22 protein-coding genes are annotated in these 25,589 nt (G+C 43.8%); 6 read left to right on the top strand and 16 right to left on the bottom strand.

The genetic code is table 11. From position 1 onward, the window contains the following. Positions 1-3: 3 nt before the first annotated feature. The 14 genes from acsB to A7K50_RS07215 form a co-directional block, all read right to left on the bottom strand. Positions 4-2,130: an acetyl-CoA decarbonylase/synthase complex subunit alpha/beta gene (gene acsB, locus A7K50_RS07280; RefSeq protein WP_119775258.1), complete on the bottom strand. Its 2,127-nt coding sequence runs from the start codon at positions 2,128-2,130 to the stop codon at positions 4-6. A 58-nt stretch (positions 2,131-2,188) separates the two neighbouring features. Further along, positions 2,189-2,974 carry a carbon monoxide dehydrogenase/acetyl-CoA synthase methytransferase subunit gene (gene acsE / locus A7K50_RS07275; protein WP_119775257.1) on the bottom strand — a complete coding sequence of 262 codons (786 nt, stop codon included), beginning with the start codon at positions 2,972-2,974 and terminating at the stop codon, positions 2,189-2,191. Positions 2,975-3,040: 66 nt separating this feature from the next. Beyond that, positions 3,041-4,396, bottom strand: a complete 1,356-nt coding sequence (gene acsC, locus A7K50_RS07270) for an acetyl-CoA decarbonylase/synthase complex subunit gamma (RefSeq protein ID WP_119775255.1) — start codon at positions 4,394-4,396, stop codon at positions 3,041-3,043. 51 nt (positions 4,397-4,447) lie between these two features. Continuing rightward, positions 4,448-5,392, bottom strand: a complete 945-nt coding sequence (gene acsD, locus A7K50_RS07265) for an acetyl-CoA decarbonylase/synthase complex subunit delta (RefSeq protein ID WP_119775254.1) — start codon at positions 5,390-5,392, stop codon at positions 4,448-4,450. 19 nt (positions 5,393-5,411) lie between these two features. Continuing rightward, positions 5,412-6,179 (bottom strand): AAA family ATPase, encoded by a 768-nt coding sequence (locus tag A7K50_RS07260; protein WP_119775252.1) that lies wholly within the window; start codon positions 6,177-6,179, stop codon positions 5,412-5,414. Between the two features lie 16 nt (positions 6,180-6,195). Continuing rightward, positions 6,196-6,966 carry a carbon monoxide dehydrogenase accessory protein CooC gene (locus tag A7K50_RS07255; protein ID WP_119775251.1) on the bottom strand — a complete coding sequence of 257 codons (771 nt, stop codon included), beginning with the start codon at positions 6,964-6,966 and terminating at the stop codon, positions 6,196-6,198. Positions 6,967-7,010: 44 nt separating this feature from the next. Continuing rightward, complete coding sequence (cooS, locus tag A7K50_RS07250; RefSeq protein ID WP_119775249.1) at positions 7,011-8,993, bottom strand: anaerobic carbon-monoxide dehydrogenase catalytic subunit; 1,983 nt, start codon at positions 8,991-8,993, stop codon at positions 7,011-7,013. A 450-nt stretch (positions 8,994-9,443) separates the two neighbouring features. Beyond that, complete coding sequence (locus A7K50_RS07245; RefSeq protein WP_119775248.1) at positions 9,444-10,352, bottom strand: amidohydrolase family protein; 909 nt, start codon at positions 10,350-10,352, stop codon at positions 9,444-9,446. Positions 10,353-10,440: 88 nt separating this feature from the next. Then, on the bottom strand, positions 10,441-11,244 hold the full coding sequence (locus A7K50_RS07240; RefSeq protein WP_119775246.1) for a methyltetrahydrofolate cobalamin methyltransferase: 804 nt from the start codon (positions 11,242-11,244) through the stop codon (positions 10,441-10,443). A 163-nt stretch (positions 11,245-11,407) separates the two neighbouring features. Continuing rightward, on the bottom strand, positions 11,408-12,268 hold the full coding sequence (locus A7K50_RS07235) for a bifunctional 5,10-methylenetetrahydrofolate dehydrogenase/5,10-methenyltetrahydrofolate cyclohydrolase (RefSeq protein WP_119775244.1): 861 nt from the start codon (positions 12,266-12,268) through the stop codon (positions 11,408-11,410). A 2-nt stretch (positions 12,269-12,270) separates the two neighbouring features. Further along, positions 12,271-12,903, bottom strand: a complete 633-nt coding sequence (locus A7K50_RS07230; RefSeq protein WP_119775243.1) for a cyclodeaminase/cyclohydrolase family protein — start codon at positions 12,901-12,903, stop codon at positions 12,271-12,273. Between the two features lie 257 nt (positions 12,904-13,160). Further along, a complete protein-coding gene (locus A7K50_RS07225; protein WP_119775241.1) occupies positions 13,161-14,837 on the bottom strand; it encodes a formate--tetrahydrofolate ligase in 1,677 nt (558 codons plus the stop codon). Between the two features lie 41 nt (positions 14,838-14,878). Then, positions 14,879-15,784, bottom strand: coding sequence for a formate/nitrite transporter family protein (locus A7K50_RS07220; protein ID WP_034377749.1), 906 nt, complete (start codon positions 15,782-15,784; stop codon positions 14,879-14,881). A gap of 97 nt (positions 15,785-15,881) precedes the next feature. Then, entirely contained in the window at positions 15,882-17,444 is a 1,563-nt protein-coding gene (locus A7K50_RS07215; protein ID WP_119775240.1) for a methylenetetrahydrofolate reductase C-terminal domain-containing protein, read from the bottom strand. Positions 17,445-17,786: 342 nt separating this feature from the next. Here A7K50_RS07215 and A7K50_RS07210 point away from each other — a divergent pair, with 342 nt between their 5' ends. From A7K50_RS07210 to queF, 4 genes are all read left to right on the top strand, one after another. Then, on the top strand, positions 17,787-19,577 hold the full coding sequence (locus A7K50_RS07210; protein ID WP_034379279.1) for an ASKHA domain-containing protein: 1,791 nt from the start codon (positions 17,787-17,789) through the stop codon (positions 19,575-19,577). A 96-nt stretch (positions 19,578-19,673) separates the two neighbouring features. Continuing rightward, on the top strand, positions 19,674-20,387 hold the full coding sequence (locus tag A7K50_RS07205; protein ID WP_119775238.1) for a GntR family transcriptional regulator: 714 nt from the start codon (positions 19,674-19,676) through the stop codon (positions 20,385-20,387). Between the two features lie 168 nt (positions 20,388-20,555). Then, positions 20,556-21,104: a VUT family protein gene (locus A7K50_RS07200; protein WP_119775237.1), complete on the top strand. Its 549-nt coding sequence runs from the start codon at positions 20,556-20,558 to the stop codon at positions 21,102-21,104. Beyond that, complete coding sequence (gene queF / locus A7K50_RS07195; protein ID WP_119775235.1) at positions 21,085-21,549, top strand: preQ(1) synthase; 465 nt, start codon at positions 21,085-21,087, stop codon at positions 21,547-21,549. Before A7K50_RS07200 ends, queF begins: the two co-directional genes overlap by 20 nt. Before the next feature lie 32 nt (positions 21,550-21,581). Here the strand turns inward: queF and A7K50_RS07190 are convergent, their stop codons facing one another. Further along, entirely contained in the window at positions 21,582-22,232 is a 651-nt protein-coding gene (locus tag A7K50_RS07190) for a protein-L-isoaspartate(D-aspartate) O-methyltransferase (RefSeq protein ID WP_119775234.1), read from the bottom strand. Between the two features lie 177 nt (positions 22,233-22,409). On the opposite strand from A7K50_RS07190, the gene glpK reads away from it, so the two are divergent. Both glpK and A7K50_RS07180 read left to right on the top strand, forming a co-directional pair. Further along, positions 22,410-23,903 carry a glycerol kinase GlpK gene (gene glpK / locus A7K50_RS07185; protein ID WP_119775232.1) on the top strand — a complete coding sequence of 498 codons (1,494 nt, stop codon included), beginning with the start codon at positions 22,410-22,412 and terminating at the stop codon, positions 23,901-23,903. A 155-nt stretch (positions 23,904-24,058) separates the two neighbouring features. After that, positions 24,059-24,778, top strand: coding sequence for a SprT family zinc-dependent metalloprotease (locus tag A7K50_RS07180; protein ID WP_243103674.1), 720 nt, complete (start codon positions 24,059-24,061; stop codon positions 24,776-24,778). Positions 24,779-24,784: 6 nt separating this feature from the next. On the opposite strand, the gene A7K50_RS07175 is transcribed toward A7K50_RS07180, so the two are convergent. Then, positions 24,785-25,528, bottom strand: a complete 744-nt coding sequence (locus tag A7K50_RS07175; protein ID WP_243103673.1) for a TIGR03915 family putative DNA repair protein — start codon at positions 25,526-25,528, stop codon at positions 24,785-24,787. Between the last annotated feature and the right edge of the window lie 61 nt (positions 25,529-25,589).

The raw sequence follows: 25,589 nt of genomic DNA, 5'->3' as shown, positions 1-25,589 counted from the left end.
ACACTACATCAGCGGATCCATTGTTAGTGCAGGGTGACCTTTTTCACTTAGATACTCCAATACGGCTTCGGACTCTGAAGCAATGGTTTCATCGCAGATCATGTCGACAAAGTTGTCAATTCCATACATTTCTTTGGCAGTTGCATTTAGTTTGTCAGCAACAAAATCTTTGAGTTCCTTCGGCATCCAGACAATACGTCCGGGACCGCCTTCAGCTGAGATGAACTTCTTGGAGGAGATAAACTGTCTGCCATGTCCCATAAATCCAGGAGTTTGAACGCCGCCGCCTGTCATGGAAGCCAGTTCGCCGAATGTCATGCCTACCGGAGATACGCCGGAGAACTCTCTGTTTACGATGACAATCCCATTGGCTTCCGGCATAATGCCTGCGATACATTCGAAGCAGCCACAGGAGGTCATCGGGTCTTCCAATAAGCTGTAGAGGGTGATGCGGCTCAAAGCCCCTTGCGAGTACTGTTTCACGGTTTTATTGACTTCCGGCCAGATACCTTTGACGGGATCATCAACAGGACCTTTGTTTATTGGCTGACAAGGACCGGTTGGGTCGAGTTCAAAAGTGGCTTTGGAATCAAGCCAGCTTACGGCACCGCATAGTCCCAGCCTTTCCGGTGTCACAATACAGACATGGGAAGGCGCAAAGGACTGGCATAGAATACAGGTATAAAAAGTATCGACACTTTCATCGGTCAGACTGGCAATTCGTTCGTCTCTTGCTGCATACTTGGAAATCACCTGCTGGGCCTTCACTTCTTTGACTTTGGCAGCATCAGTGATAATTGTAACCTGACATTTGTCGACGACTGCACCAAACTCATCCAGCATCTTGGCATACAGCACTTCACCAAAGTGACGAAGCCTGAAGCCTTTTTCGTAAGCATCTTTGCTGATGCGAACCCAGGTGGTATCCCTCTGCCCGACGTGCATGATACCTTCAATATAGTTCATAAAATAGTGGATTCTTCTTTCCAGAACCGGCTCAAAATCTGAATGCATGTTCTTTCCGGATACTTCGACCAGGACGGCTAGCGGCATTCTTCCTGCTACCTGTTGCACGGTGTCGATATCGTCACCAATAATCCCAATCTTATGGTCTTCAATTTCACTGGCTTCTCTTTGCGCAACAAGCTCCCAGGACTCTGTTTTATTACCTCCGAATTCAACAAACATGACATCTTTTCTGATTCTTTCACCTTCGAAAGCAGCGGCAAAAGCAACGGGAATCGGAATTTCAGTAATCTTAATTTTAATACCTCTGATTTCAAGTGAAGTTGCAGCCATTTTGTTGTAGTCTTTTTGGGTGATAAGCTTCATCGGAACTTCGGCAACATCCTGATCAGTTACAACCGGAAAGCCGAGGTTAATCGCAGCTGCACCTGCGGCAACCCTGTAATTGCTTAAAGGTCCGACGGCATTGACAAAGGCTTTCAATCTTTTATACGTATAGCGCTTAAATTCTTCCCAGTCGCCAGGGGTCAGGGCACCGAAGATTAAAGCTGCGCGGATGGTTACCGTAACGACATGAATCACCGAGGTCATGTTATATCCCAGGGGCATGACTCTGAACTCAAGTCCTACTTTGACTCCACCTTCAATAGCCTGATCAATAACTTTACCGACAAGGAAGGTTAAAAGCCCTTTAGCTTGGTATTCTTTAATTACTTTGGCAGCTGATTCGGAATCCGGAAATTCGCCGATGATGACTGCCTGTCCCGGGATATCGTCTGTTACGAGACCAACGCCCCAGCCGCGGATAATCGCATCCGTGAGAAAACCCATACACGGAGCTTCATAGGGCTTTTCATCCATGACATACTTTAATGCTTCAATAATTTCCGAACAAACAGCAGCAGCCATACCGGCATTTTCAGCTTCTCTGAGTTGTTCTTTTTCCACGATCAGGCTTCTGACAAGATCTAAAGCGCCTTCAAGTTCTCCCAAGGTGCCTATTTTTTTGCCGGTAATGGCATAAATAAGGGACAGGGAGTAAGCAGTATCAGGAAAAGCAACCTTATGCTCTTTCCCTTTTAAGGAGATTGCTTTTACAACATATTCGGCAGCAGTATCGAGAGCTTGTTTTGCTCCTGCAAATACGGTGCTATATAAATTCATGTGTATTCCCCTTTCCGTAGAATTTCCCCAGGCAGTTGTATGACGGTGCTACTACGATTTATAGCTCCAGGTAGGAATCAGCATATAACATATTGCCCTTAATCATATCACAGGTTTTGATTGTCTCCATCAACCTCTGGTCGCAAGGGTTTACAATGGCTGCGGTTAGACCGCACTGCATTGCCATTGCACAATAGGTGGCATCAATAATTGGACGGACATGTTTTGGCGCACCATTGGATACGTTACTTAATCCGGCATTGGTTTTGAGGCCCATTTCCGTAATCTGACGGATGGTCTCCAGAACTTCCGATGCTTTTTCCTGCATTCCTTTGATCACCAGGAAGAGTGGGTCGAATAAGAGATCCATCGGGTCGATACCAAGCATCATTGCTTTTTCCAGCATTTCGGTGCAGTAGGTGATGCGCTCTTCAACGTCTGCAGGAATACCTTCTTTGGCACACAGGGCAATGGCCATGGCATCGTTGGCGGCGGCAACTTCTAAGAGCCCCAGTCTCGGACCGGCATCGGCAGAATTAATAATCGGTTTGCCTTTGGAACGGTTGTAGACTTTGATACCGGCCTCAATTGCTTTTTTATTGGCTGTATCCAAACAAATCGGAACATTGTCAAATTCATTTTGCAAAAGCTGTACAGCCCAGGCCATAACTTCTTCGCCATCTCTTTCGGCAGGGCCGATATTCAGGTCAAGATATACGGCGCCAGCGTCAAGCTGCTCTTTGGCTCTTTGAAGAATGGGAGCAGGGTTGCGGTCAGCGATGGCTTGTCGAATAACCGGAGAAATACAGTGGATTCTTTCACCAATGACTAAAAATCTATCCATGTTAGGAGCACCTCCAAATTTTTTTATTAAAAACGGGACATTAGGTTAATTCGTACCTTTTTCAGGTTAGTTAATGCCTTCCATTGTTCTTAAGAATTTAGGAAGATGCATGGCTTCATCAGGACCTATAATGACTTCCCAGTCGGGAAGACTATCCTGAATGTCACTTTTCAGAACGGCAACCTTTCCAGGAATAATAAGCTTTCTGCACTTGGTTTTGCTCTCGATATCGGATTCTTTAATAAATTTGGCAATAACCGAGCCGCTGAATTTGCCTGCAGCCCATGCTGTCAGTACGGAGTAACCGCCGGCATCAGGGATTCCCATCCAGACTTGCACTTTGGATCTTTCCACTTCACCGGAAACAACAAAGTAAGTCAGGGCAAAGTCAACCGTAATCAAAACAGGGGAGTTATCGCCAGGATTATTGATTGGATAGAATTTCGGTTCAACTCTCATCGGTTTCTGCGGGTCAGTAAAGATATTCTGTCTTAAACCAAAGAGAGGGAGAGCGCGGGCGTAATCCATATCGTCCATAACAATAATGGAACCGTACTTCATGGTGAATAGGGAGGCCAGAGCAACTTCTAAAAATTTATTGCCTTTGGCCAGCTCGTTGACAAAGACGACAGAAGGATAGCCAAAGGTTCTATCCTGTTCTTTTAAAGCTGTTCTGCGGATCTGCACAACGTTAGTAAAAGTTTCACGTGCGGAAGAGCTGCCGGCATCCAGTAACAATTCTTTGTAATCAAGTTTTTGGACAGCTTCAATTAGATCATATAATTCAGTAAGTGAGGGTGCTTTTAAGCCGAGAGGCAGTTTGAGATCTTTGACCAAATCAACCATTTCCTGATAGTTTTTGCTGTCAGCGCCAAATACAATTGGGAGTTCATCTTTAACCAGTTCTAAAGCATCTTTCAGCACAGAAACATCGGCGCATATCAGCATATAGGCTACTTTTAAACCGGAAGCTTTCACTTTGCTGACTAAAGAGAGATAAGCGTCTTTGTTGCCGGTATACTGGAGGGCAGCAATTTCAACTCTCATTTCTTCGCCGATCCGGACATAATCGACGTTTTTTATATTGGCGATCTTCGCATCAATTTGCTCCTGTGACATCGCATCGGAAAATAGTACAGCAAATTTGTTACGGTTCACAAAGGTTTTCTCGTGGCGAAAAAGAACAGTTTCACCGCCAAGTTTACATTCGGCTTCTCCCTTGCCGAAAGTTACGACCTTCATCAGGGGAGCAGTGGACTCAGAGAGTTTCGCCATCGCATCATCACTCATATGCGTGCATTTGCTTATTTCTGCACCGCCGGCTGCTACCTTCATTGCAAAAGCCATACAGGTAGGAAAGCCACATTCTTTACAGTTGGTTTTTGGTGTCAGTTTATAGATATCCAATCCGGACATTGCCATTTTCATTTTCCTCCTTGAATCAAAATTACAATCAGCGTCATTAAATATTTATTATTTCAGGCTATTCACGAAAGAACGGATTGTCTCTGCCGAACGTGGATGACGCAGGACAACAGCATCAGAACCGGCCACGATAACGCCAGCTGCGGTGGAAACCTCCATGGCAATGCCACGCTCTTCCTGACCACCCCATTCCGGAGAATCTTCTTCAGTCGAGGCAACTTCTTTCACGTTCCAGGTATCAAAGCAAACCGGTGTAATAATCGGCATCTGTAAGGTCTTATCATTTTGACCCAAAGCGGCCAGTCTGATTCTGTCAATCGTTGAAGAAACATACTCAAAACCGTATCCGACAGGTGCGGTCCCGACATTCATTACAATATTTTCATTTTTGATTTCCAGTTGGTTGATCAGAATGTTTAATTGCTTAGCCAGGTTGATGTCAACCGAGGATTCGGCTGCTACTTTATGTTTATAAGCTGTTACGCCGGCTGCAGCAACAGTCTTATAGTTATCTTCAACAGCAGATAACAGAAGCACATTTTTACCTTCCAGTCCTCCGGCTACTTTTTCAAATAATTTAAGGTCTTTTTCATGATTTTGTGTCCCTGCAATAACAAGAGGCAGTTTAACCGCATTAGCAACTTCCTTAGCCAGAGCGGCACATTCTTCAACAGGTTTATTCAGACCATTCGGATCTGCGCCTTCAAACCGTAAGCAAATGAAATCAGGTGTAAATTTTTCTTCCACACATTTGGCCCATTCTACTGCATTTTCGGCAACTGAACCATAGATTTCCTTAAGGCTGTTAATCCAATTTTCTGGGTAAACGTCGAGTATTTCCAAACCAATTTTTACACCACTGCCGGTATCACCGTCAAAACTGTAAAACGGAAACGCATTCTGTCCACCGAGCGCTATGGTGTTTTCCCCTGTCCCTAATTCCAAATTGTAAATGCTTCCACTATACTTTTGGACTGAGGTTTTAAAAGCCACTTAAATCTCCTCCTTCTTCTTATAAACCAATTATTTGGCAGATATCTTTAATTGCCCGTTTCGATATACTATCATCAGGCAAATTAACCAAGGCTTTTCCCTGAGAATCATACGCATATACCAATGGGTCCAGAGCGATGATCCCCAGCAGTTCCAACCCCTGTAAGGGAATTTCTTCAGTAATTTTCTCGTTCAATTTTCCATCCGGGGCTTTATTGATAATTAAATATTGTTCGGCTACTTTCAGGCCAAGTTCTCTGACCAGCTTATTGATTCGGCCAACGGCTTGAACACCGCGGCGCGAGCAATCGCTAACCAGAATCAGGATATCAATATATCTTGCTGTCCCCCGGCTTAAGTGTTCCATGCCGGCTTCATTGTCAATCACAACATATCTGTATTTATCAGAGACCTTATCGAGCTGTTCCCGCAAAATCCCATTGACGAAACAGTAGCAGCCTTTGCCTTCGGACCTTCCCATGACGAGGAGGTCATAGCCATTTCCTTCGGTGATCGAGGTATTCAGCTGGTACTGAAGATACTGGGCTTTGGTCATTCCTCCGGGAAAACCATCGCGCATAGTTTCTCTTAAATTAACTTCTTCTCTGATTTCGCCAAGCGTAACTTCAATTGCTTCTCCCAGCACTTCATTCAAGTTAGCGTTGGCATCAGCATCGACACCGAGCACTGGTCCTTGCCCATTCTTTACAAGGTAATCGATCAGAAGTCCTGTAATTGTTGTTTTCCCAGTTCCGCCTTTACCTGCTACCGCAATTGTTTTCCCCATCTAAAATACCTCTTTTCTATATCAAAGCATCGAGCTTAACTTTAATTGCTTTGACTTCCTCAATAATCTTGTCGTTCGTGAAGGGAGACTGGTTCGCCCGGTCAGAATTGACGACAGCTACGTTGTAGGAGATAAAGCCAAGGCAGGCTTCAGGATCAATATTTTCAAGGACATACGCTTTGTCCGCATCATTCTTGATCTTGTTGCCAACGGCATAAATCTTTGGTATGCCGATATCGGAAGCCAGTTTCTTGATCTTATGGTACGTCTGGAGGCTTCTGGCTCCTGGTTCGACAACCACAATAAAGGCGTTTACACCCTGGGCTGTTCCTCTACCGAGATGCTCAATTCCGGCTTCCATATCCATAACGACAACATCTTTGTTTTGCAGGACCAAATGAGAAGTAAGTCTTTTCAGCAGGACATGTTCCGGGCAAACGCAGCCGCTGCCGCCGCTTTCAACAGTACCCATCGCCAACAGATTTACACCGTTGTAGCGGGTACAGTATTTGTCTGGGATATCATCTACCTGTGGATTTAATTTGAACATTTTACTAAAGGAATCGGTCGGCGTGCTTGTTCTTTCTGCAATCAGGTCTTTCATTTCAGCAATGGGTACGATCTTGGAAATAATCTCGTCAGGAAAACCAAGGGCTAAAGCCAAATTGGCATCAGGATCAGCATCAACCGCCAGAACCCGGTAGCCTTCTGATGCATACAGCCTGCTTAGGATGGCTGCGAAAGTTGTTTTCCCGACGCCGCCTTTGCCTGTAATTGCTACTTTCATCTAAATCACCCAGACGCATTATTTATCTTTTATATTTCTGTTCCTTAAAAGCCGGCAGGAGTTAAATCATCATAGCCGGTAACATTCATTCTCTGAACGTTAAGCGCTTCGACTTTGCTTCTCTTTTCTTCAATTCTGGCTAGCATTTTTTCTGCAGCTACAGCCGGATCTGTTTCAAAGTAGAATTTTGCACCTACCCAGTCTTCCAGTCTGTTGGTCAGAATATCTGTGACTTCCGGGCTTCCGGTTACCGGAGGAACAACGCCCAGAAAGGTATCGATTCCAGAGCTCACCACGTAGGTTCCGATGGCGACAGCTTTTTCGGACATCCATTCCGGAGCTGCGCCGACAACGGGTAGTTCGCTCATATCGAGTCCTAGAATTTTAGCTACTTCACCAACCAGCTCGAGGATACGGCTGTTGTCAACACAGGAGCCCATATGCAAGACAGGAGGGATATCGGCTAGCTCGCATACTTTCTGCAAGCCTACTCCACAATACTTGACAGCATCTTTGCTTAAGAGACCTGCTTTGGCAGCAGCCTGAGCCGCACAGCCGGTAACAACAACAATAACGTCATTAGCGAGCATCTTTTTAATAATTTCAATATGACTATGATCACCTTTTACCTTCGGGTTGTTGCATCCAACAATGCCAGCAGCTCCTCTTAATACACCTGATACTAAGCATTGCGCCAAGGGTTCAAATGTACCCGGCTTATGTGTATAAGAATTGACAACACGGTCCAACTGGCCAATTATAGCCTGGTTACTATAACCGATCGTGCCAGAAGATTTATGTGTTGGGATGAAGACTTTTTCATGCTTCCTGTTTTTATAGTTCTCTACTGCTTCCCTAATTATTCTTTTGGCACATTCATAAGCATTGGCTTCATCAAATTGGATGTGAATAGCATCTTTAATCTTAGCAATCTTCGAAGTCGTAATAAATTTGGTATGGTAGCATTGAGCCAAGTTCGCCAGGGCAGGGAAGATACATTGAACATCGACGATCATGGCTTCAACAGCACTGGTAACAATGGCAAGCTCCTGCTGGTTAAAATTTCCGGCAATTTTAATGCCGTGACGCATGGCAACTTCATTTCCGGTGCAGCAAACGCCGACCAGGTTAATGCCCTCTGCGCCGACACTCTTGGCCAGTGCTTTCAGCTCAGGGTCATCAGCAGCAACAACGACCATTTCAGATAGACTGGGTTCATGTCCATGAAGAACGATATTAACCATGGTTTTATCAATAACACCCATATTTGCCTCAATTTCTCTCGGCATCGGGGTTCCAAAGATAATATCGCTGAATTCGGTACCAATATAGGAACCGCCCCAGCCGTCAGTTAGGGAAGTCCGCATGGAAAGATTGATCATACTTTCGGCATCTGCGGTGCATCCCATAGTGGTTGCATGCATGATGGAAACAACTTCACGATCGAGAGCATCGGGCATAATGCTATTTTCTTTCCAGACATTTTTCCGCTGTTCTGGAGCACTCGGCGGAATAACCATCGAACCGAAGGGCTTGCCAAAATCATTTAGAGCGGCTTCCGCTACTTCATGGGCAACCTGATAAATATCTTTGTCTTCGGTACTTACGCCCCATCTAGCTGCAACATTCAGTAATTTTTTCTCATCACGGATTTGATAATCTCCGTTCGGACTCGTCATGTGAAGCACGTGAGCAATATGTCTGGCGTGGTCGGAGTGTGCAGATGAACCTCCTGCTACCATTCGGGCATAATGCCTGGAAGCAATAACATCCGCAGTGGCGCCACAAATACCTTTTTGAACGCCTTTTCCTGGAATGGGGCTGACGCGGCAAGGACCCATGGTACAAATACGGCAGCATACACCTTGTTCGCCAAAACCACATTGGTTTTTAAGAGCGGCTTTCCTGTCCCAGAGTGTTTCGCAACCGTCATTCCGGGCTTTGGCGTAAAGTTCTCGAGTAGCTAAATCTACCGACAGTGTTGTTTCGTCCAGTAATTTTTTCTCATCCTGTAATTTTTCGTCCATTGCGTTTCCTCCTTCAATAACTATACGCTGTCTTGAAATCATTTAGCTGCTACAATTGTTAGTAATAAAAAGTGTAGTGTACAGAGTTATTTCAACTTAAAATTGGGAGTTTATGAATAAATTCACAAACATTTTTAAAGGATAAGAGTTTTATCTCTGGCAGTAAATATATAAAGCACTTCATAAATCCAAGATTATTATAGTATGAAATTTTTAGGAAATATATTGATCTGCTGTTAATGAACGAAATGGGGGGGTGAATAGCAATAATTTAATTCCTAACAGCATATTTTATATATACTTGTATAACCTGTATATTATTGTATATACAATGATAATTGCGTTTTTCCTAATGTTTTTTAGTCCATCAGCAGTAGTAGCTTTAAGACCAATCGTGGCATTGCCCCAGCAACCAAAGCAAAATCATAATTCCGCAATCTGACAGATATCTCAAGAAATATAATCCAATTCTTTATTATTAAGGTTTAAAGCACTGATTCCGTTTACAGTGGCCAGTTCCAAAACGGCATGTTTGCTTATTCCTGTCATAACCATGTGACCGACTTCATCATAGAAACCTTTATCGTGGGATACCCCGTATGAACCCGCATCGCTGCCAACGGCGATCTTTACGCCTAATTCAAAGGCTTTTTTGACCAGAGCTTTCTGCGTATCATAGATCCGGGCAATATTCGGTAATTGGTTTGTAAAGCGGCTGCCTCTCGTAGCAATCAGGTTTCCCAAAGGTGCTAACGTAGGAATCCAGATGGTATCATGTTCCAGCATCAGTTGCAATTCATTTTCTGTAAGAAAATAACCATGTTCAATTGTATTTGCACCTGCTTTCACAGCGATACCAACTGCTTCTGCCGAGTTAGTGTGGACCATTATGGGAAGGCCTTGGTCCTTTGCTGTCTGTATCATGTAGTACATTTCATCAAAACTGAAATGTGAGCCGTCAACTTTCCCGAATTGATCAAAATCTACAAGGCCAGTCAGTAGTATCTTAAGATGATCAGGCTTTGAAGCAAGCAGCTTTTTAAAAACACTCTTGAAATCAGCCATATCGGCAACCGGTTTGCCCAAAAAGCTGCCGTAGCATCCTTGCTTGTAGATCGCAAAACCAGGGGTCCGGAGAATCATTCCTTCTTCAAGGGCCAGTTCCCTGGCCAAAAGAGATACATTTAAGTTATCTCCTCCGTCACGCAGTGCGCAAATGCCCATTTTTTTATATTTTCTAAGAACATTGGTGATTATAATTGAATTGGGGTTATTTTTGTGCTGCAGACGTGCCTCTTGAAAATCTATTCCATCCAAAGCCAAATGAACATGGGCGTCAACTAATATGCTTTTAATCATTTTTTCACCTGGTTTTGAAAAGTTTTGCAAACCACCAGAAAGGGGACGCCTTTCTGGTGTCACAACATTTTACTTCTTTTGGCTATCTTTATTTCACAGGACCAATTTTGCCTTGTCTGAAAGCGGTGCTGAACTTTCTGCAGTTCTTGTCTTTACCCATTAATGCTTCGGTCGCGAGCAGGGTCGCAATCATATCTCTGCTGCAGGGATCCATAATTGCAGAATCCATACCAAAGAAAGTAGCTAGAGCCAGAAAGTTCTGATTGACAACTTTTCTTAAAGGCATTCCGAAGGAGATGTTGCTCAAACCGGAAGTGATTTTAATTGTTGGGTACATTTCTTTGATTCTTGTCATGCTTTCATTAAAGGAGTACATAGAATTGTTATCAGTAGACAAAGCAATAACTAATGGGTCGACATGCATCCTGTCAGGAGTAATATCATATTTAGCAGCTTCCTCAACCATTTGCTTGGCAATTCCGACTCTGGTGTTAACGTCTTTGGGAATTCCGTCGTTATCACAGGTCAGCGCAATGACTTCCCAGGTCGTTCCCTTGATCAACGGGAAAATAACATCACATTTGTCGCCTTCCATGGAAACGGAATTGATAAGTCCTGGTCTCTTGGCATATTTAAAAACGGCTTCAATTGCACGCGGATTTGGGCTATCAATACAGATCGGAGTGTCAACGGCATCCTGAACAATATCCATTAACCATTTCAGTGTTTCAACTTCAACATCAGGTGATGTGCTGGCACTGACATCTAGGTAGTGGGCGCCGTCATTGGTCTGGTCAATCGCACGTTGGCGGATAAAGTCAGCATCTCTTTCTTCAATCGCTTTTTTCACGATAGGAATCGTACCATTAATTTTTTCACCAATAATAATCATTTATAAAGCTCACTCCTTTATGAAATTGTATATACAAGTATACGCTTAGAGTTTAACATTATTTCTACATACGGTCAATATTTTTTTCGACAATGTATGTTGTATTCTAAAAGTAAAAGTATTCTAAATATTTTATCTTTTATGGGCTATTTGAATTACTGGGTCAGCATGGTTTATCAGTATTTTTTCTGGCTGCCCGCAGACAGTTTTTCATCAAAATTGCGGTGGTAATCGAACCTACGCCGCCCGGTACAGGGGTGATCGCACTGACTTTGTCCACGACTGCATCATAATCGACATCCCCGCACATCTTGCCGTCTCCGGCATCGTTGATGCCAACGTCGATGACGATAGTGTTTTCGGATACGTATTTGTCATCGATCATTTTAGCTCTGCCCATCGCAGCGATGATGATGTCTGCTTTCTTCGCAATTCCGGCCATGTCTTTGGTCTTGGAATGACACATCGTTACGGTCGCATTTTCTTTTAAGAGCATCATGGCCAGCGGTTTACCCACAACGAGGCTTCTTCCCATGACAACGACATTCGCGCCGCTAAGATTATAGCCGTAATGGCTCAAGGTTTCCATACATGCTGCGGGCGTGCAGGGCAGGAGTCCACTCATATCGCCTTCAAATACTTTGGCCAGGTTCAGCGGATTCATGCAGTCAATGTCTTTATCTGCCGAGACCAGGTGCTTGATGACTTCTTCGTCCAGCTGTTTTGGAAGTGGACGGAACAGCATGATGCCATGAACAGTACTGTCATTGTTGACTCCAGTCAAGACTCTTGTGAATTCTTCCATGCTGATATTTAAGTCTAAAGGATAGGTCTTGGTCGCAATGCCAAGGTTTTCACAGTTTTTAATAATGCTGTTTTCATAGTAAACGTCGTCCGGACGGCTGCCAACGCGGATAATACCAAGAGTAGGGTTGATGCCTTCAGCTTTTAAAGACGCAACTTCCTGCTGGAGGTTTTCTTTCATGGCCTGGACGACCGGTTTGGCGTTAAGGATCTGACTCATGCTTATTTACCTCCTGTAATGGCGTTCTGGACTTCAGCAAAAATACGGTCCGCTTTAGCTGTATAGGTGGTAACCAGTTCATTCAATTCGGTTTCGATCTTCTGTTTCAGATCCTGGTCTTTCATGATCTGGGTGTTTATCAGAACGTTCAGTTTTGCACCTTCGAGCGCTGCTTTCAGAAAAGTTACGCCGACTCCAACGTCGCTGATTGCAATGCGGGTGCCTTTTTGAGCGAATTCTTCCTGTAGGTTGATGCCGTCAGCACAGCATCTGGCAATATCAAGCGGTACGAGCGTCGCTTTAACCAAAGCGGTCTGGAGCGTTTCTTCTTTAATTCTGATTTCTTCTTCGTTATTCTTGGGAAGTCCATAAGCCTGGGACAGCGGGTAGAAGGCATCTGCATCTTCCTTGACCAGAGCCTGCAATTTTTCAATAATTTTTTGGCCTTTTTCCATGAGTACCAGTACATCGGCTTCGACATCGGCATATTTCTTTTTGCCAACGGTCAGGCTTCCTACCATGACACCTAACGCCATGCCGATGGAGCCAACATAAGCAGAAGCACCACCGCCTCCGGGAATAGGCTCTTTAGAGGACAAAGCAGTTACAAAATCTATACAGCTCTTATTCAACATTCGAATCATCTCCTTATTCTTTAATATGGGGCAGGTCTCCGTAATACATAGCCGCTTTCGGCTGTTGTGACCTCCGCGGCGCAAAAGCCGCGCTCCGCATCTGGGCCGTTGACGCTGTCTGTATCTTAGAGACTAGTCTCTGGATTAAGAACAGTTTTATTTTTTCTATAATGTAAGGATTTTTTGTACTTATAGAATGAGATGGTAGTACGAAGCTGCCATCTCATTCTTATTACTAACCAATATGAAACTTGTTCTTAGAATAAACCGGAAATCTTGCCGGTGCTGTCAACGTCAATGTTTTCAGCAGACGGTACTTTCGGCAGTCCGGGCATGGTCATGATGTCTCCGGTCAGAGCTACGGCAAAGCCTGCTCCAGCAGAAATTTTAACGCCACGGATGGAAATTCTGAAACCTGAGGGACGTCCCAGTTTCTTTTGGTCATCCGATAGGGAGTACTGGGTTTTGGCCATGCAGACCGGAACATCACGATAGCCGATTTTTTCGATGTTATCGATATCGGCAGAGCTGGTCCCGATAAACTCAACGCCGTCAGCACCATAGATTTTGGTGGCAATCGCGGTGATTTTGTCTTTGAGTCCCATGTTAAGGTCATAGGTAAAGTTGAAGTTTTTCGGGCTGTCTATGATGCGCAGAACTTCTTCAGCCAGTTTCGCACCACCAGGGCCGCCTTTTTCCCAAACTTCGGAAAGGGCTACATTAACACCAAGTTTCTTGCACTCGTCTTCAATCATTGCCAGTTCAGCTTCGCTGTCGGTCGGGAACTTGTTGATTGCAACAACGGCAGGCAGACCAAAGTTGATGGTGACGTTTTCGACGTGTTTTAAGAGGTTCGGCAAGCCTTTTTTAAGAGCCTCCAGGTTTTCTTTGTTGAGATCAGCTTTGGCTACGCCGCCATGGGATTTGAGCGCGCGAACGGTTGCAACAATAACAACGGCTTCCGGACGCAGGCCACTTAAACGACATTTAATATCAATAAATTTCTCAGCGCCGAGGTCAGCACCGAATCCAGCTTCGGTTACAACATAGTCGCCAAGTTTTAAAGCCATCTTGGTCGCCATAACACTGTTGCAGCCGTGAGCAATGTTCGCAAACGGTCCGCCGTGAATGAAAGCTGGCGTATGTTCAAGAGTTTGTACAAGGTTCGGTTTTAAAGCATCTTTCATCAGGGCACCAACAGCACCTTGACACTTCAGTTGACCGGCAGTTACGGGTTCACCGCTTCTGTTGTAGGCGACAATGATTCTCTCAACTCTTGCTTTGAAGTCGTCAATATCGCTGGATAGGCACATGATCGCCATGATTTCAGAAGCAACCGTAATGTCAAAGCCGTCTTCTCTCGGAGTGCCATTGGCTTTGCCGCCAAGTCCGTTGACAATGGAGCGGAGCTGGCGGTCATTCATGTCCATGCATCTTTTCCAAGTAATTCTACGGACATCGATATCCAGCGCGTTGCCTTGTTGGATATGGTTGTCGAGCATCGCTGCAATCAGGTTGTTGGCAGCACCGATGGCATGAAAATCACCTGTGAAGTGAAGGTTGATATCTTCCATTGGTACGACCTGAGCATAACCGCCGCCAGCGGCGCCACCTTTGACACCGAATACAGGGCCTAAGGATGGTTCGCGTAGTGCAATGACAGTTTTTTTGCCGAGATAATGGAGAGCATCTCCTAAGCCGACGGATGTCGTAGTTTTACCTTCTCCGGCAGGAGTCGGGTTGATGGCAGTAACAAGAATCAGTTTGCCATTCGGTGTGTCCGCTTTTTGATTTAATAAGTTGTAGTCGACCTTGGCTTTGTATTTGCCATAGGATTCCAGATAATCCTCGGGGATTCCGAGTTCTTTTGCTACATCTAATACAGGCAGCATGGTTGATTCCTGGGCGATTTCAATATCACTTTTGAAAGCCATTGGTTTTCCCCCTTTTTTAATTATGGACATTTTGCTTAACTTTATTTAGATTTTACGTAAGCACTATCAAATTTTTTCTGAACAAGATGGTCTACATCCAAAACAGTAGTGGACTTCTTTTTGTACATGAAGCTCAGCCAGTAAATAAGTCCGACAAATATGCTTCCGCCAACGATATTTCCGAGGGTAACAGGAATAAGGTTATTCACGACAAACGTTTCCCAGTTAAGGTGAGCAAGTTTTTCAGGTGTTACACCGAGCGTTGCAGCCTGGGCCACCCAGGTCGGGTTGGCTTTGGCAAGAATGCCGGCAGGAATGTAATACATATTGGCAACACAGTGTTCAAAACCAGAAGTAATAAACAGCCAGATCGGAAAAAAGATAGCAAGAAGTTTACCGGTAATATCCTTGGCGGCATTCGCCATCCAAACAGCCATACAAACCAGCCAGTTACACAAGATTCCCATGAAGAAAGCTTTCGGGAAAGTCAGGCCCGTCTTATATGCGGCAACTTTGATTGTAAACCCTCCGAGTAGACCTGAGGAAAAGTCAAACTGGCCGGAGTAAAGGATAAACAAGACGACAAGCATGGAACCAATAAAGTTCCCGATATAGACAATCGTCCAATTCCGCAGCATTTTTAGCCATCTTGATTCCTTTTCCATACAAGATACCACAATCAGGGTGTTTCCGGTGAATAATTCAGCTCCGGTGATAACCACCATCATCAGTCCTGTGGCAAATAAGGCACCAGCAAGTGCTTTGCCTAAGCCAACAGAAGTGATGGTGTGAATGGCAGTATTAGAGCCTTCCGCCGCGAAGGCAATAAAGGCTCCCGCTAGTATTGCCAACAGCAGCAATTTCAATATAGAAGAATTCGTTTTATTCTTTCCATATTCTACAAATCCCTCAGTAATCTCTGAAGGAGTTTTAAACATTTTTTCCATTCTCCTACCCCTATTATAAGTGTATTTGGACTGATTTAAAAGGTCATAAGGTTTAAAGGATGGTTACAAAGACCAAATGCCTTTAAACTAAAGCACTTTATTCTTTTTCTTTGGACTTTGTTCTAGGTCTAATGCCAAGTCTTTCTGCAGAGTGGTCCTGGCCTTCAAAAAAGTTTATCCAGCCTGAAGTATGCTGTTTTTCCCAATTGTAAGGGCTCACATGATAGGAATTCAGCTTTTCTTCCTCAGAATAGTCTTTTAAGCGGTAATAGGCTTTGACCCAAATGCACTTTTGCTTGTCCGGATAAACTTCACACCAGCCGTTGTAGCTTCCTTCACATGGGCCGTTCCGTTGGTTCTTGGGACAGTTACCCATTGGACAGACATAGGCTACATCGATCAGCGCACAGTCACCGCAGTCCTGGCAATTGTACATGCAGGATTTGGCGAGATGCTCAATGCCGTGGAAAGGTTTTTCCAGCGCAGAGTCCTTTATGGCATGACAAAATCCGCGCATAAAGCCAAACATTCCTTTGTTGGGTTCAAACATCATCTTGTGAACAACTCTAGACATCTTATAATTCAAATCAAAGCTCTTCTCATAATTGTTGTAGTCGTTGGATTTTTGATCAGTATTCAATCCGGTCTTTTCATCTTTGGCGTAAACATAGAAACCGTTTTTTTGAGGATAGTCAAACTCCCGAATATAATCCTGCCAGTTGGCGGTCAATTCGTTTCCACGGTCAATAATATATTCAACTTGTTCATACGTCGTATTATGCCCGCCGAGATGAACGCCTTTGTAGCCCATACCTTTCAGGATAGCAAAGAGTTTCGCTGCCCTATCGAGCATGGCGGCAACACCCTTGTCACTGCTTTGTTTTTCCTGTTCCAGTTCAGCAACAAGCTTGTCCGTAACAATACATCCGGGGACTTTATTCATACTCATTGCTTTGGCAGCGCCATAAGTCAGCAGGTAAATATTTCCCATTAGACACCCGGGCAGGTTATTGTGCTTCACAAATTGATAGAGTTCGTGGTACTTTCTGACATCGTAGCCAACTTGGGGTATAATGAACTTAGCACCATTCTCGATCTTCTTTTTGAGCTTGGTGTACTGGAGCATCTGCTCGGCTTCGGTGGCTTTAAAAGGTGAAACAGCAGCACCCGCAAACAGATGGGTTGGCTGAAGTTTATGGATACCTCTAACTGTGGGAAGTTCCAACCCGCCATTCATCTTGGTGATAAAGGCCAAGAGCTGAGTGGAATCAAGGTCAAAAACCGGTTTGGGCCGTCCGAAGAAATTACCTGGATCATAGTCGCCAGTCAGTACCAGTAAGTTATGGAGCCCCGAACGTTCCAGGGAAAAAAGCTGGCTTTCCAGTTGCGTGCGGTTTTTGTCCTTGCAGGCAACGTGAATAATTGCATCGATGCCTAAACTTTTGATTTCCCTGCCAATGCCCTCAGGATTAATGCCGACACTTCCACCCGGGTTGTCAGTCAGACTAACAGCATGGACCTTTTTCCCTTTAGCAGCTTGTTCCGCCAATTGAAGCGCTTTTTCCTGAGAAACTTCTTTAGAGCCGCGGCCGGGTACGAGTTCCCATGTTACAATAAACTCATTGTTGTCCTGTATTGCTTTACGAAAAGTGTTCTCCATAAGTATCCCCCTTTCCAATTATTCTCGAAAATCTAACATGAAAATAAAAATAAAGAAAATAAAAAGAGATAATTGCGTCCAAACAATGTATACTATTGTATATACAGGGGTTTTGCTTACTTTAATATATCACCCAAATTTTCAATAGTCAATATATTCAAAAGACAAAAAATAAGAGATTTTTTAGAAAATAATTTCTATTTCGACAATAGCCTGAACCATCGACTTGTAATTAAGGAAAGTTACGTTTTATAATATGATATGTTAGAATGATTTTTTGGAAAAAGACGGTTGTCCTTCGCTGAAAATGGCAGGTTTCATTATAACAGAAAGGAAAACAATATGATGAAAAAAGTTCTATTTCCAAACCAGAATAAAGAAATCTTATGCCAGGAGAATGATACGGTTGCTGTTGCCTGTTCAGGTCTTGGATATCCGCTTGATCTTGTATGCGGAGGAAAAGGTACATGTAAAAAATGCACAATTGAAATAGAAAGGGACGGCATACGGCAGGAAGTATTGGCGTGTCAGGAACCAGTAAGCGACGGCTTGATCGTTTATCTTAAATATGAAGACTATAAACATGAAGCCTCAATTTTAACGGATCGTATTGAAACAGAGCTAAATATTGATCCGCCAGTTAAAAAGATCTTTATCGATAAGAAGTTTTTAAAAACACCGTTCTATTACGGGGACTGGGAACATATTCAAGCCACGGTTCCATTTCGGATTAATACGCCAGCCTTATGCCTTCTGCAAAAATTATCACTGCTGATGCAGAAGCAGGAAATGACAGGCATTACTTTGGTCTTAAGAGACGAACAGCTGCTTGATATTGAGCAGGGCGACACCTCAGCCAGCAATTATGGATTTGCCGTTGACCTTGGGAGTACCTCTGTTGTGGCTTACTTATATGACCTTAATAGCGGCAAAAAAGTAGGGGTATATTCTGCCTTAAACGGTCAGATTACGGAAGGTGCGGATGTTATATCCCGCATTATGGTGGCGATAAATAATCCTGAAGGGCTAAAAATTCTTCAGCGTAAAGTGGTAGAGACCATTAACACCCTGATTCTGGAAGCGATACAGCAAAACCGGATCAGCGCCGAAAATATCTATACAATGGTGATTTGCGGCAACAGTGCCATGCAGCACCTCTTTTTAGGCTTACATCCTGGATCTCTTGGCAGGACGCCTTACACCAATACGATTTTAAATGAAGTGTTAACAGCGGCACGGGAGTTGAACCTTAACATTCATCCCAATGCTGTTATTGATTTTTTACCTTTGATCGGGGGCTTTGTCGGAGCGGATACTTTGGCTGTCCTGCTAGCTTTGCCTGAAGGGGAACGTCAGGGGAACAGGTTGATTATTGACCTTGGAACAAACGGTGAAATTTTATTGGGGAACGAGAAGAAGTGGCTAGCCACTTCAACTGCTGCTGGACCAGCCCTCGAAGGAGCAACGATCCGCTTTGGAATGCGTGGAACAAACGGAGCCATCGAACGGGTAAAACTGTCGGAAGGTAAAATTAAATTAAAAGTAATTGGCGGAGAACAGCCCAAAGGGATTTGTGGCTCCGGTATCGTTGATGCGGTTGCTGAAATGTTGAAAGCCGAGCTGATCAGTAAAGAAGGCAGACTGCTGCCTCCCGACAAATATTTAAAAGTTTGCCGGCCGGAAAATCAAAGATTTGCTGATTATCTGGCAAAAATTGACGGTGTCAGCGTCTTCTACCTGATGGATGAGGGGCACGATGATAACGACCGAATTTACATCAGCCAAAAGGATATTCGTGCTGTACAGCTAGCCAAAAGCGCCATTTATACAGGATGTATGCTATTAATGAAAGAATATGGGCTGAAAGGAGAAGATCTCGAGGAAATTCTGATTGCGGGGGCCTTCGGCAACTATATTGACGCTTCAAGTGCTCGGATACTCGGTTTGTTCCCCAATTTTCCGAATGCACCCATCCGGTCCATCGGCAATGCGGCAGGAGCCGGAGCATCGAATTTCCTACTGTCCAGAAATATACGGATAAATACTTTGATATTATTAGCAAAGGTAACCCATTTTGACCTTGCGGCAAATCCTGCTTTTCAACAGGAATATCTGCAGAATACAGGTTTCTGAAGAAAGTAATATAAGGCTTAAAAAATATTGATGGATTTATTAATCTGTTCTTATGTATAATATAGGATAGCTAAATAATTGCCGAGGAGTAAGAAGATGGAATTACCAATCTATCAACATATCATTGAAGAGATAAAGAAAAAAATTAAAGAGGGCGTTTTGAAGCCAGGAGATGCGATTCCTTCAGAAAATTCATTGTGCGAGACCTATGGCGTGAGCCGGATGACGGTCCGCAAGGGTCTGGCAATCTTAGTGAATGAAGGATATATTACCTCTATCCCTGGCAAGGGAAGCTTTGTGAACGAGCCGGATTCCAAAAAATACATTCTATATTACAACGAGATGGCGAATCTGATTAGCACCATCGATACGACCAAGCTGATTGAGGTTAAAATTATCCTGCCGACACCAAAACTCATTGACAGTCTGAATATACCCCGAAATAAAAAAATAATTATGGTCAAACGGATTCATTACAGCAATGGAGAAGCAGTTGCGTATGATGAAAAATACCTGATTTACTACAAGGGAATGCCTATCGTTGAAAAAGAAATCAAATACAGAACTTTCCCGGAAATTGTTTCTCGATATACTTCTCTATTTGCGATTAAGAAAGAATTAACAATTTCTGCTCAAACCCCTGATGAACAAATATCAAAATACTTATCCCTGTACAATGCTCTCCCACTTCTGGTTGTTGAGCAAAGATTATTTAATTCACAGGATAAGCCAATCGGGATGGGAATTACTTATTATCGAGGAGACAGCTGCAAGCTATTTGCATCCTCGCCATTTACCGACATTGATTAAACCATAACTTAATAAGACAGTTCGTCATCCATCCTGTCTCTAAACAAAACTAGGGAACCTATCGTCTGGTAGTTTTAGGGCAGTTACATGCCCTTTTTATTTTTAACATCCATGGACGGCAAGCGGTGGCAAACCTTCGTATCATTATTTATTATTAGGAGAAAAATAATGTTGCTTATTCTTTATTTAGCTGCCATCATTATTGCGAATATTATTACTGCAGCGCTGGTACCTTTGCAGGTAGGACCGTTTTTAATTCCTTACGGAAGTTGGCTTATCGGGGTGACACTGGTACTTAGGGATATTATCCAGCGCAAGTATGGGCGAAAAACTGCTTATCTGGCGATTATCACGGCTCTTGTCCTATCGGCTGTTTCCTCCAAATTTCTCGGAGATACTTTAACCATTACTATAGCTTCAGCCATTTCCTTTTTGATCTCGGAGTCGGCAGATACGGAAATTTATACAAGGCTTAAAGGATCTTTCCTGCGCAAAGTGTTTGCGAGCGGGATTGTCAGCAGTTTTCTTGATAGTGTAGTTTTTATATTAATTGGTCTGTCCCCGCTTATTTCAGGCATCCTGACCTGGGATTTTGTGCCGAATGCAGTACTCGGACAGTTTGCTGTTAAGAGTCTGATGCAAGTGCTTGGAATAAGCATTCTGTTTATGATTAAGAACCGCTGGGAGGTTACCGGAAATGAAAAACAAGGAAACTGAGGGTCTGTCACTTCTAGGATCGGGACAAACGTACTATGTTTTTGACTATGATCCGGCCATACTGGAGAGCTTTGCTAACAAGCATCCCGATAATGACTATTTTGTCCGTTTAAATTGCCCTGAATTTACCAGCTTGTGTCCGATTACCGGCCAGCCGGATTTTGGAACGATGATCATCAATTACATTCCGGATCAAAAATTAGTAGAAAGCAAATCGTTGAAGCTATATCTTTTTAGTTTCCGAAACCATGGAGATTTCCACGAAGATGTCGTTAATATCATCATGAAGGACCTGATCCGACTGCTTGAACCCAGATACATCGAGGTTATAGGAGAATTTAGTCCCAGAGGAGGGATCGCTATTCATCCTTACAGCAATTATGGACAGCCGGACAGCAAATGGATAGAATTTGCCACTAAGAGGCTGCTTAAGTACGGAAAATAGACCGGTGGGAAGAGTATCCTTTGTCCCCGCTGCTATTCTGTCCCAGAGAGCAGTGGTACAAAGCGGCAGTAGTCATCCCAGTTGTCAATATAGCCTTCGGGATTTGTACTGGTCTTTTGTCTAACCAGTAAACGCTGACAGGCTAGCCCTTCATCAGCCTCAAGCGGGACAACGATTTTCCCTCCGACATCGAGTTGTTCAAGCCAGGAATGTTCAATGACTGGTGCTGCTGCCGTTACAATGAGTCCCCGGTACGGTGCATTCGGTTCATAGCCATTTCGGCCGTCAGCAATAATACTGCAGATCGGATAGTTCAGCTGTTCAAATAATATTCGAACTTTAAGGGCGAGCGCTTCGATTCTTTCGATGGTTGTCACGGCCATACCCATCTGGGCAAGCAAAGCAGACTGATATCCGGAACCCGTACCTATTTCAAGGACTTTGTCGCCAGGTTCCAAAGCCAATAGTTCGGTCATTTTAGCGACAATAAAGGGCTGGGAGATTGTCTGCTTCTCTCCAATCGGAAGCGGTTCATCATTATAACTGTAGGGCCATAAATCTTCAGGAATGAACAAATGTCTGGGGATTTTTTTAATGGCGTTCAGGATGCGTTTGTCATGAACTCCTTGAGGAGCTACATACTTATCAACAAGTATGGCTGCTTTTTCCTGCCAATTTTGCATAGCCTAACACTTCTTTCCTCAGATAATTCTGGTTGCCGTGTTCATCTATTCAGCTTAATCGGGCACTGATTGGAACTATTTTGGCCTGTTTTCTCATTAATTATAGTATAATAAAATTATTTGCGGAAAGTATTCGGGCTTTGGCTCATTAATGAACTGGTTAATGGAGGAACACAAATGGTCCAAAAATATATTATTGCGCTCGATCAGGGGACAACAAGCTCACGGGCTGTCGTTTATAACCATGAAGGAATGATTGTAGGCAAAGTCCAAAAAGAGTTTACCCAGATCTATCCGTTCCCGGGGTGGGTTGAACATGATCCTTTAGAAGTCTGGGACACCCAGCTGGCTGCTATCAGAGAGGTGCTGGATCAGACGAACATAGATCCGGATGATATTGTTGGGCTAGGGATAGCAAATCAAAGGGAGACAACTGTGGTTTGGAACCGTTTCACCGGCAAACCTGTCTATCATGCGATTGTCTGGCAATGCCGTAGAACGACGGAACTTTGCGAGCAGATACTGAACAGTACTTTAAACGAGTATATATCAGATGTGACTGGCCTTGTTGCGGACGCTTATTTTTCCGGAACAAAAATCCGCTGGATCCTTGATCATATTCCGGATGGCCAGACGATGGCTGAAAATGGGGATTTGCTTTTTGGCACAATAGATAGCTGGCTCGTCTGGAACCTTACCAAGGGCCGGCTGCATATTACGGATTACAGTAATGCCTCCCGGACCATGCTCTATAATATCAGGGAACTAGCGTGGGATGATAAAATATTATCTTATCTGAACATACCCAGACGACTACTGCCGGAAGTCTGTCCGAGCAGCCGCTGCTACGGTGTAACAGATTCTTCAATATTTGGCGCTGAAATACCGATAGCGGGCATAGCTGGTGATCAGCAAGCTGCACTTTTTGGGCAGGCCTGCTTTACAGAAGGAATGGTCAAAAATACCTACGGTACAGGTTGTTTTATCCTGATGCATACTGGTAGAAATATAATCCGGTCTCAAAATAAACTGCTTACGACAATTGCCTGGGGAATTGATAACGAGGTGGAATACGCGCTGGAGGGCAGTGTATTTATTGGCGGAGCAGTCATTCAGTGGCTTCGTGATGAACTTGGATTGCTGAAAACTTCTGCTGAAAGCGAATATTATGCAACTCAGGTCAAAGATACGAATGGCGTCTATATTGTTCCAGCCTTCGTCGGACTCGGTGCACCGTACTGGGATATGCATGCCCGTGGTATAGTGACCGGACTTACTCGGGGCACAAACCGTTTTCACCTTGTAAGAGCCGCGCTGGAGAGCATTGCTTATCAGACAAATGATGTTCTTACGGCAATGGCTAAGGATACCGATATCCCTCTTAAGGCCTTGAAAGTAGACGGCGGTGCAGCTGATAATAATTTCCTGCTGCAGTTTCAGGCGGATCTCAGCGGGATCCCGGTTGAACGGTCAGAAATTTGCGAGGTTACGGCTTTGGGAGCAGCATACCTGGCAGGTTTGGCAGCCGGATACTGGAAGGACAAGGAAGAGCTGAAAGGCCTCAGTAAAGAGCGCCTTATTTTTGCTTCGAACATCACCGAATCTGAGCGTCAGCAATGCCTGAGCGGATGGAAAGTGGCAGTCAGCCAGGCGACCTATCGGACGGTATGACGAGATTATGAACGGAAATACAAATAAAAGATATATTCAGATAATATTTATTGGCGTATAGGTTTCTTTTTTCCCCTCAGTCGTAGTAAAATAGTCTTGCTTGATTTTTTGCACAGGGCAATATCATTATTTTCGGGAGTAAAGTGGAAGGCAAAATGGAATACCTTAGTATAGGCAAAAGGCAAATTGAATATGAGCTTCGAAAAAGCAGCAAAGCAAAAAGACTGATTGTTACCATCAAACATCAGAAGTTAAAGGTTTCTGTTCCTGCCGAAATTACTTTCACCCAGGCTAGACGATATCTGGAAAGCAATAAAGAACTGATATTGAAGCACATCGAAAAGCAAAATCCAGCAGAAGGGAAAACTGCTGCGAAGGAATATGTTTCAGGTGAAAAACTACTGTACAGGGGGAGGCATTATCCTCTACTGATCGAAGAAAAGGCCGGACCCGGATCAGCATCGTTTATTGGAAGCAGGATCGTTGTAACCGTCCCACCGGGATTATTAAAAGAGAAGAAAAGTCAGTCAACCAAAAAGATATTGGAAGAATGGTATATCCGGCAGGCCCAAAAGCTTCTTCCTGAACAGGTCGAATATTATGCCAGACAGCTGGATATTACCTACCAAAAACTTAGAATTAAGGATCAAAAAACAAAATGGGGAAGCTGCTCAAGCAAAGGATACATTAACTTAAATTGGCGCATTATCATGGCACCAAACCAGGTTGCGGCTTATGTGATTATTCATGAATTGGCTCATCTAAAGTACATGAATCATTCCAAGGAATTCTGGTCGTTTGTAGAACATTATCTGCCGGACTATAGAAAGTGGAAAAATTGGTTGAAAGAACATTACAATGATTTGATGAATTGATGAGACTTAAAATAGTTCTGATTTCCGGAATTCCACCAGATTATGCCGATAGCGCTGGGGGACAAAATGAGATTGGAGCTTTTTATTTTTGCGGTTTTCAATGCTGATGCGGGTAAAATATTTAGCCCAGAGCTCCTGATAGAATTGTTCTGTCTCTGAATCAGGAATAGCTGCTTTCCCGGAAAAATCCGAAAGGTACCATTCTTTTTGATTGCAGATGATCGCAAGATTTCTTTTTTTGTCATGAATAATGAAACGTTCACCTGCTAGCCTGTCGGCAAAATGGTCGGCCAGGAGAACTGATATATTATGATCCGGCTCCAGAACCGCATAAAGATAACTGCCGGTATCCGTAAAGCGAAGCAGCCCCAAAAAGCGCTCTGCTTCAAAAGATACTTTCTTGGCTGTTTGCCGGATCGGCAATACCTTAGGATGAGAATGAACGCTGTCAATTTTCGGACCTAATTGAAAGCCAAGCTGAAGGTATTTTAAGATGAAGTTCTCTTTAGCGGTATTATTCGAGAGGTATACATAATAGATCTGCATTAAGGAGTAAACAGAAATTTTTTTGTCTATTGCATCATAAACCCTAGCGGCAAGCACAGGATCACTTCGGATAATTGTAGATGGAGTGAACATATTGAACTGATACGAAGCCTCAGGATAGATTCCCTGGGCTTTTTGTTCATAATAGCTGTAATATATTGAAGTCAGCAAACCGTCGAAGCTTCCGTCATATAGATAATCCATTTTCAACAGTCCCTCATTCTTCGGAAGATTCCTAGTACCTTGTCAACCCTAAAATATCCTA

Source organism: Dehalobacter sp. MCB1, from assembly GCF_003590275.1.
Lineage (GTDB): Bacteria > Bacillota > Desulfitobacteriia > Desulfitobacteriales > Syntrophobotulaceae > Dehalobacter.
This window is presented reverse-complemented; position numbering and strand designations above follow the sequence as displayed.

Excerpts from the sequence above, each read along its gene's own strand:
- acsB (WP_119775258.1), bottom strand. The coding sequence starts at position 2,130 with ATGAATTTATATAGCACCGTATTTGCAGGAGCAAAACAAGCTCTCGAT.
- acsE (WP_119775257.1), bottom strand. The coding sequence starts at position 2,974 with ATGGATAGATTTTTAGTCATTGGTGAAAGAATCCACTGTATTTCTCCG.
- acsC (WP_119775255.1), bottom strand. The coding sequence starts at position 4,396 with ATGGCAATGTCCGGATTGGATATCTATAAACTGACACCAAAAACCAAC.
- A7K50_RS07260 (WP_119775252.1), bottom strand. The coding sequence starts at position 6,179 with ATGGGGAAAACAATTGCGGTAGCAGGTAAAGGCGGAACTGGGAAAACA.
- A7K50_RS07255 (WP_119775251.1), bottom strand. The coding sequence starts at position 6,966 with ATGAAAGTAGCAATTACAGGCAAAGGCGGCGTCGGGAAAACAACTTTC.
- cooS (WP_119775249.1), bottom strand. The coding sequence starts at position 8,993 with ATGGACGAAAAATTACAGGATGAGAAAAAATTACTGGACGAAACAACA.
- A7K50_RS07245 (WP_119775248.1), bottom strand. The coding sequence starts at position 10,352 with ATGATTAAAAGCATATTAGTTGACGCCCATGTTCATTTGGCTTTGGAT.
- A7K50_RS07240 (WP_119775246.1), bottom strand. The coding sequence starts at position 11,244 with ATGATTATTATTGGTGAAAAAATTAATGGTACGATTCCTATCGTGAAA.
- A7K50_RS07235 (WP_119775244.1), bottom strand. The coding sequence starts at position 12,268 with ATGAGTCAGATCCTTAACGCCAAACCGGTCGTCCAGGCCATGAAAGAA.
- A7K50_RS07230 (WP_119775243.1), bottom strand. The coding sequence starts at position 12,903 with ATGTTGAATAAGAGCTGTATAGATTTTGTAACTGCTTTGTCCTCTAAA.
- A7K50_RS07225 (WP_119775241.1), bottom strand. The coding sequence starts at position 14,837 with ATGGCTTTCAAAAGTGATATTGAAATCGCCCAGGAATCAACCATGCTG.
- A7K50_RS07220 (WP_034377749.1), bottom strand. The coding sequence starts at position 15,784 with ATGGAAAAAATGTTTAAAACTCCTTCAGAGATTACTGAGGGATTTGTA.
- A7K50_RS07215 (WP_119775240.1), bottom strand. The coding sequence starts at position 17,444 with ATGGAGAACACTTTTCGTAAAGCAATACAGGACAACAATGAGTTTATT.
- A7K50_RS07210 (WP_034379279.1), top strand. The coding sequence starts at position 17,787 with ATGATGAAAAAAGTTCTATTTCCAAACCAGAATAAAGAAATCTTATGC.
- A7K50_RS07205 (WP_119775238.1), top strand. The coding sequence starts at position 19,674 with ATGGAATTACCAATCTATCAACATATCATTGAAGAGATAAAGAAAAAA.
- A7K50_RS07200 (WP_119775237.1), top strand. The coding sequence starts at position 20,556 with ATGTTGCTTATTCTTTATTTAGCTGCCATCATTATTGCGAATATTATT.
- queF (WP_119775235.1), top strand. The coding sequence starts at position 21,085 with ATGAAAAACAAGGAAACTGAGGGTCTGTCACTTCTAGGATCGGGACAA.
- A7K50_RS07190 (WP_119775234.1), bottom strand. The coding sequence starts at position 22,232 with ATGCAAAATTGGCAGGAAAAAGCAGCCATACTTGTTGATAAGTATGTA.
- glpK (WP_119775232.1), top strand. The coding sequence starts at position 22,410 with ATGGTCCAAAAATATATTATTGCGCTCGATCAGGGGACAACAAGCTCA.
- A7K50_RS07180 (WP_243103674.1), top strand. The coding sequence starts at position 24,059 with ATGGAATACCTTAGTATAGGCAAAAGGCAAATTGAATATGAGCTTCGA.
- A7K50_RS07175 (WP_243103673.1), bottom strand. The coding sequence starts at position 25,528 with ATGGATTATCTATATGACGGAAGCTTCGACGGTTTGCTGACTTCAATA.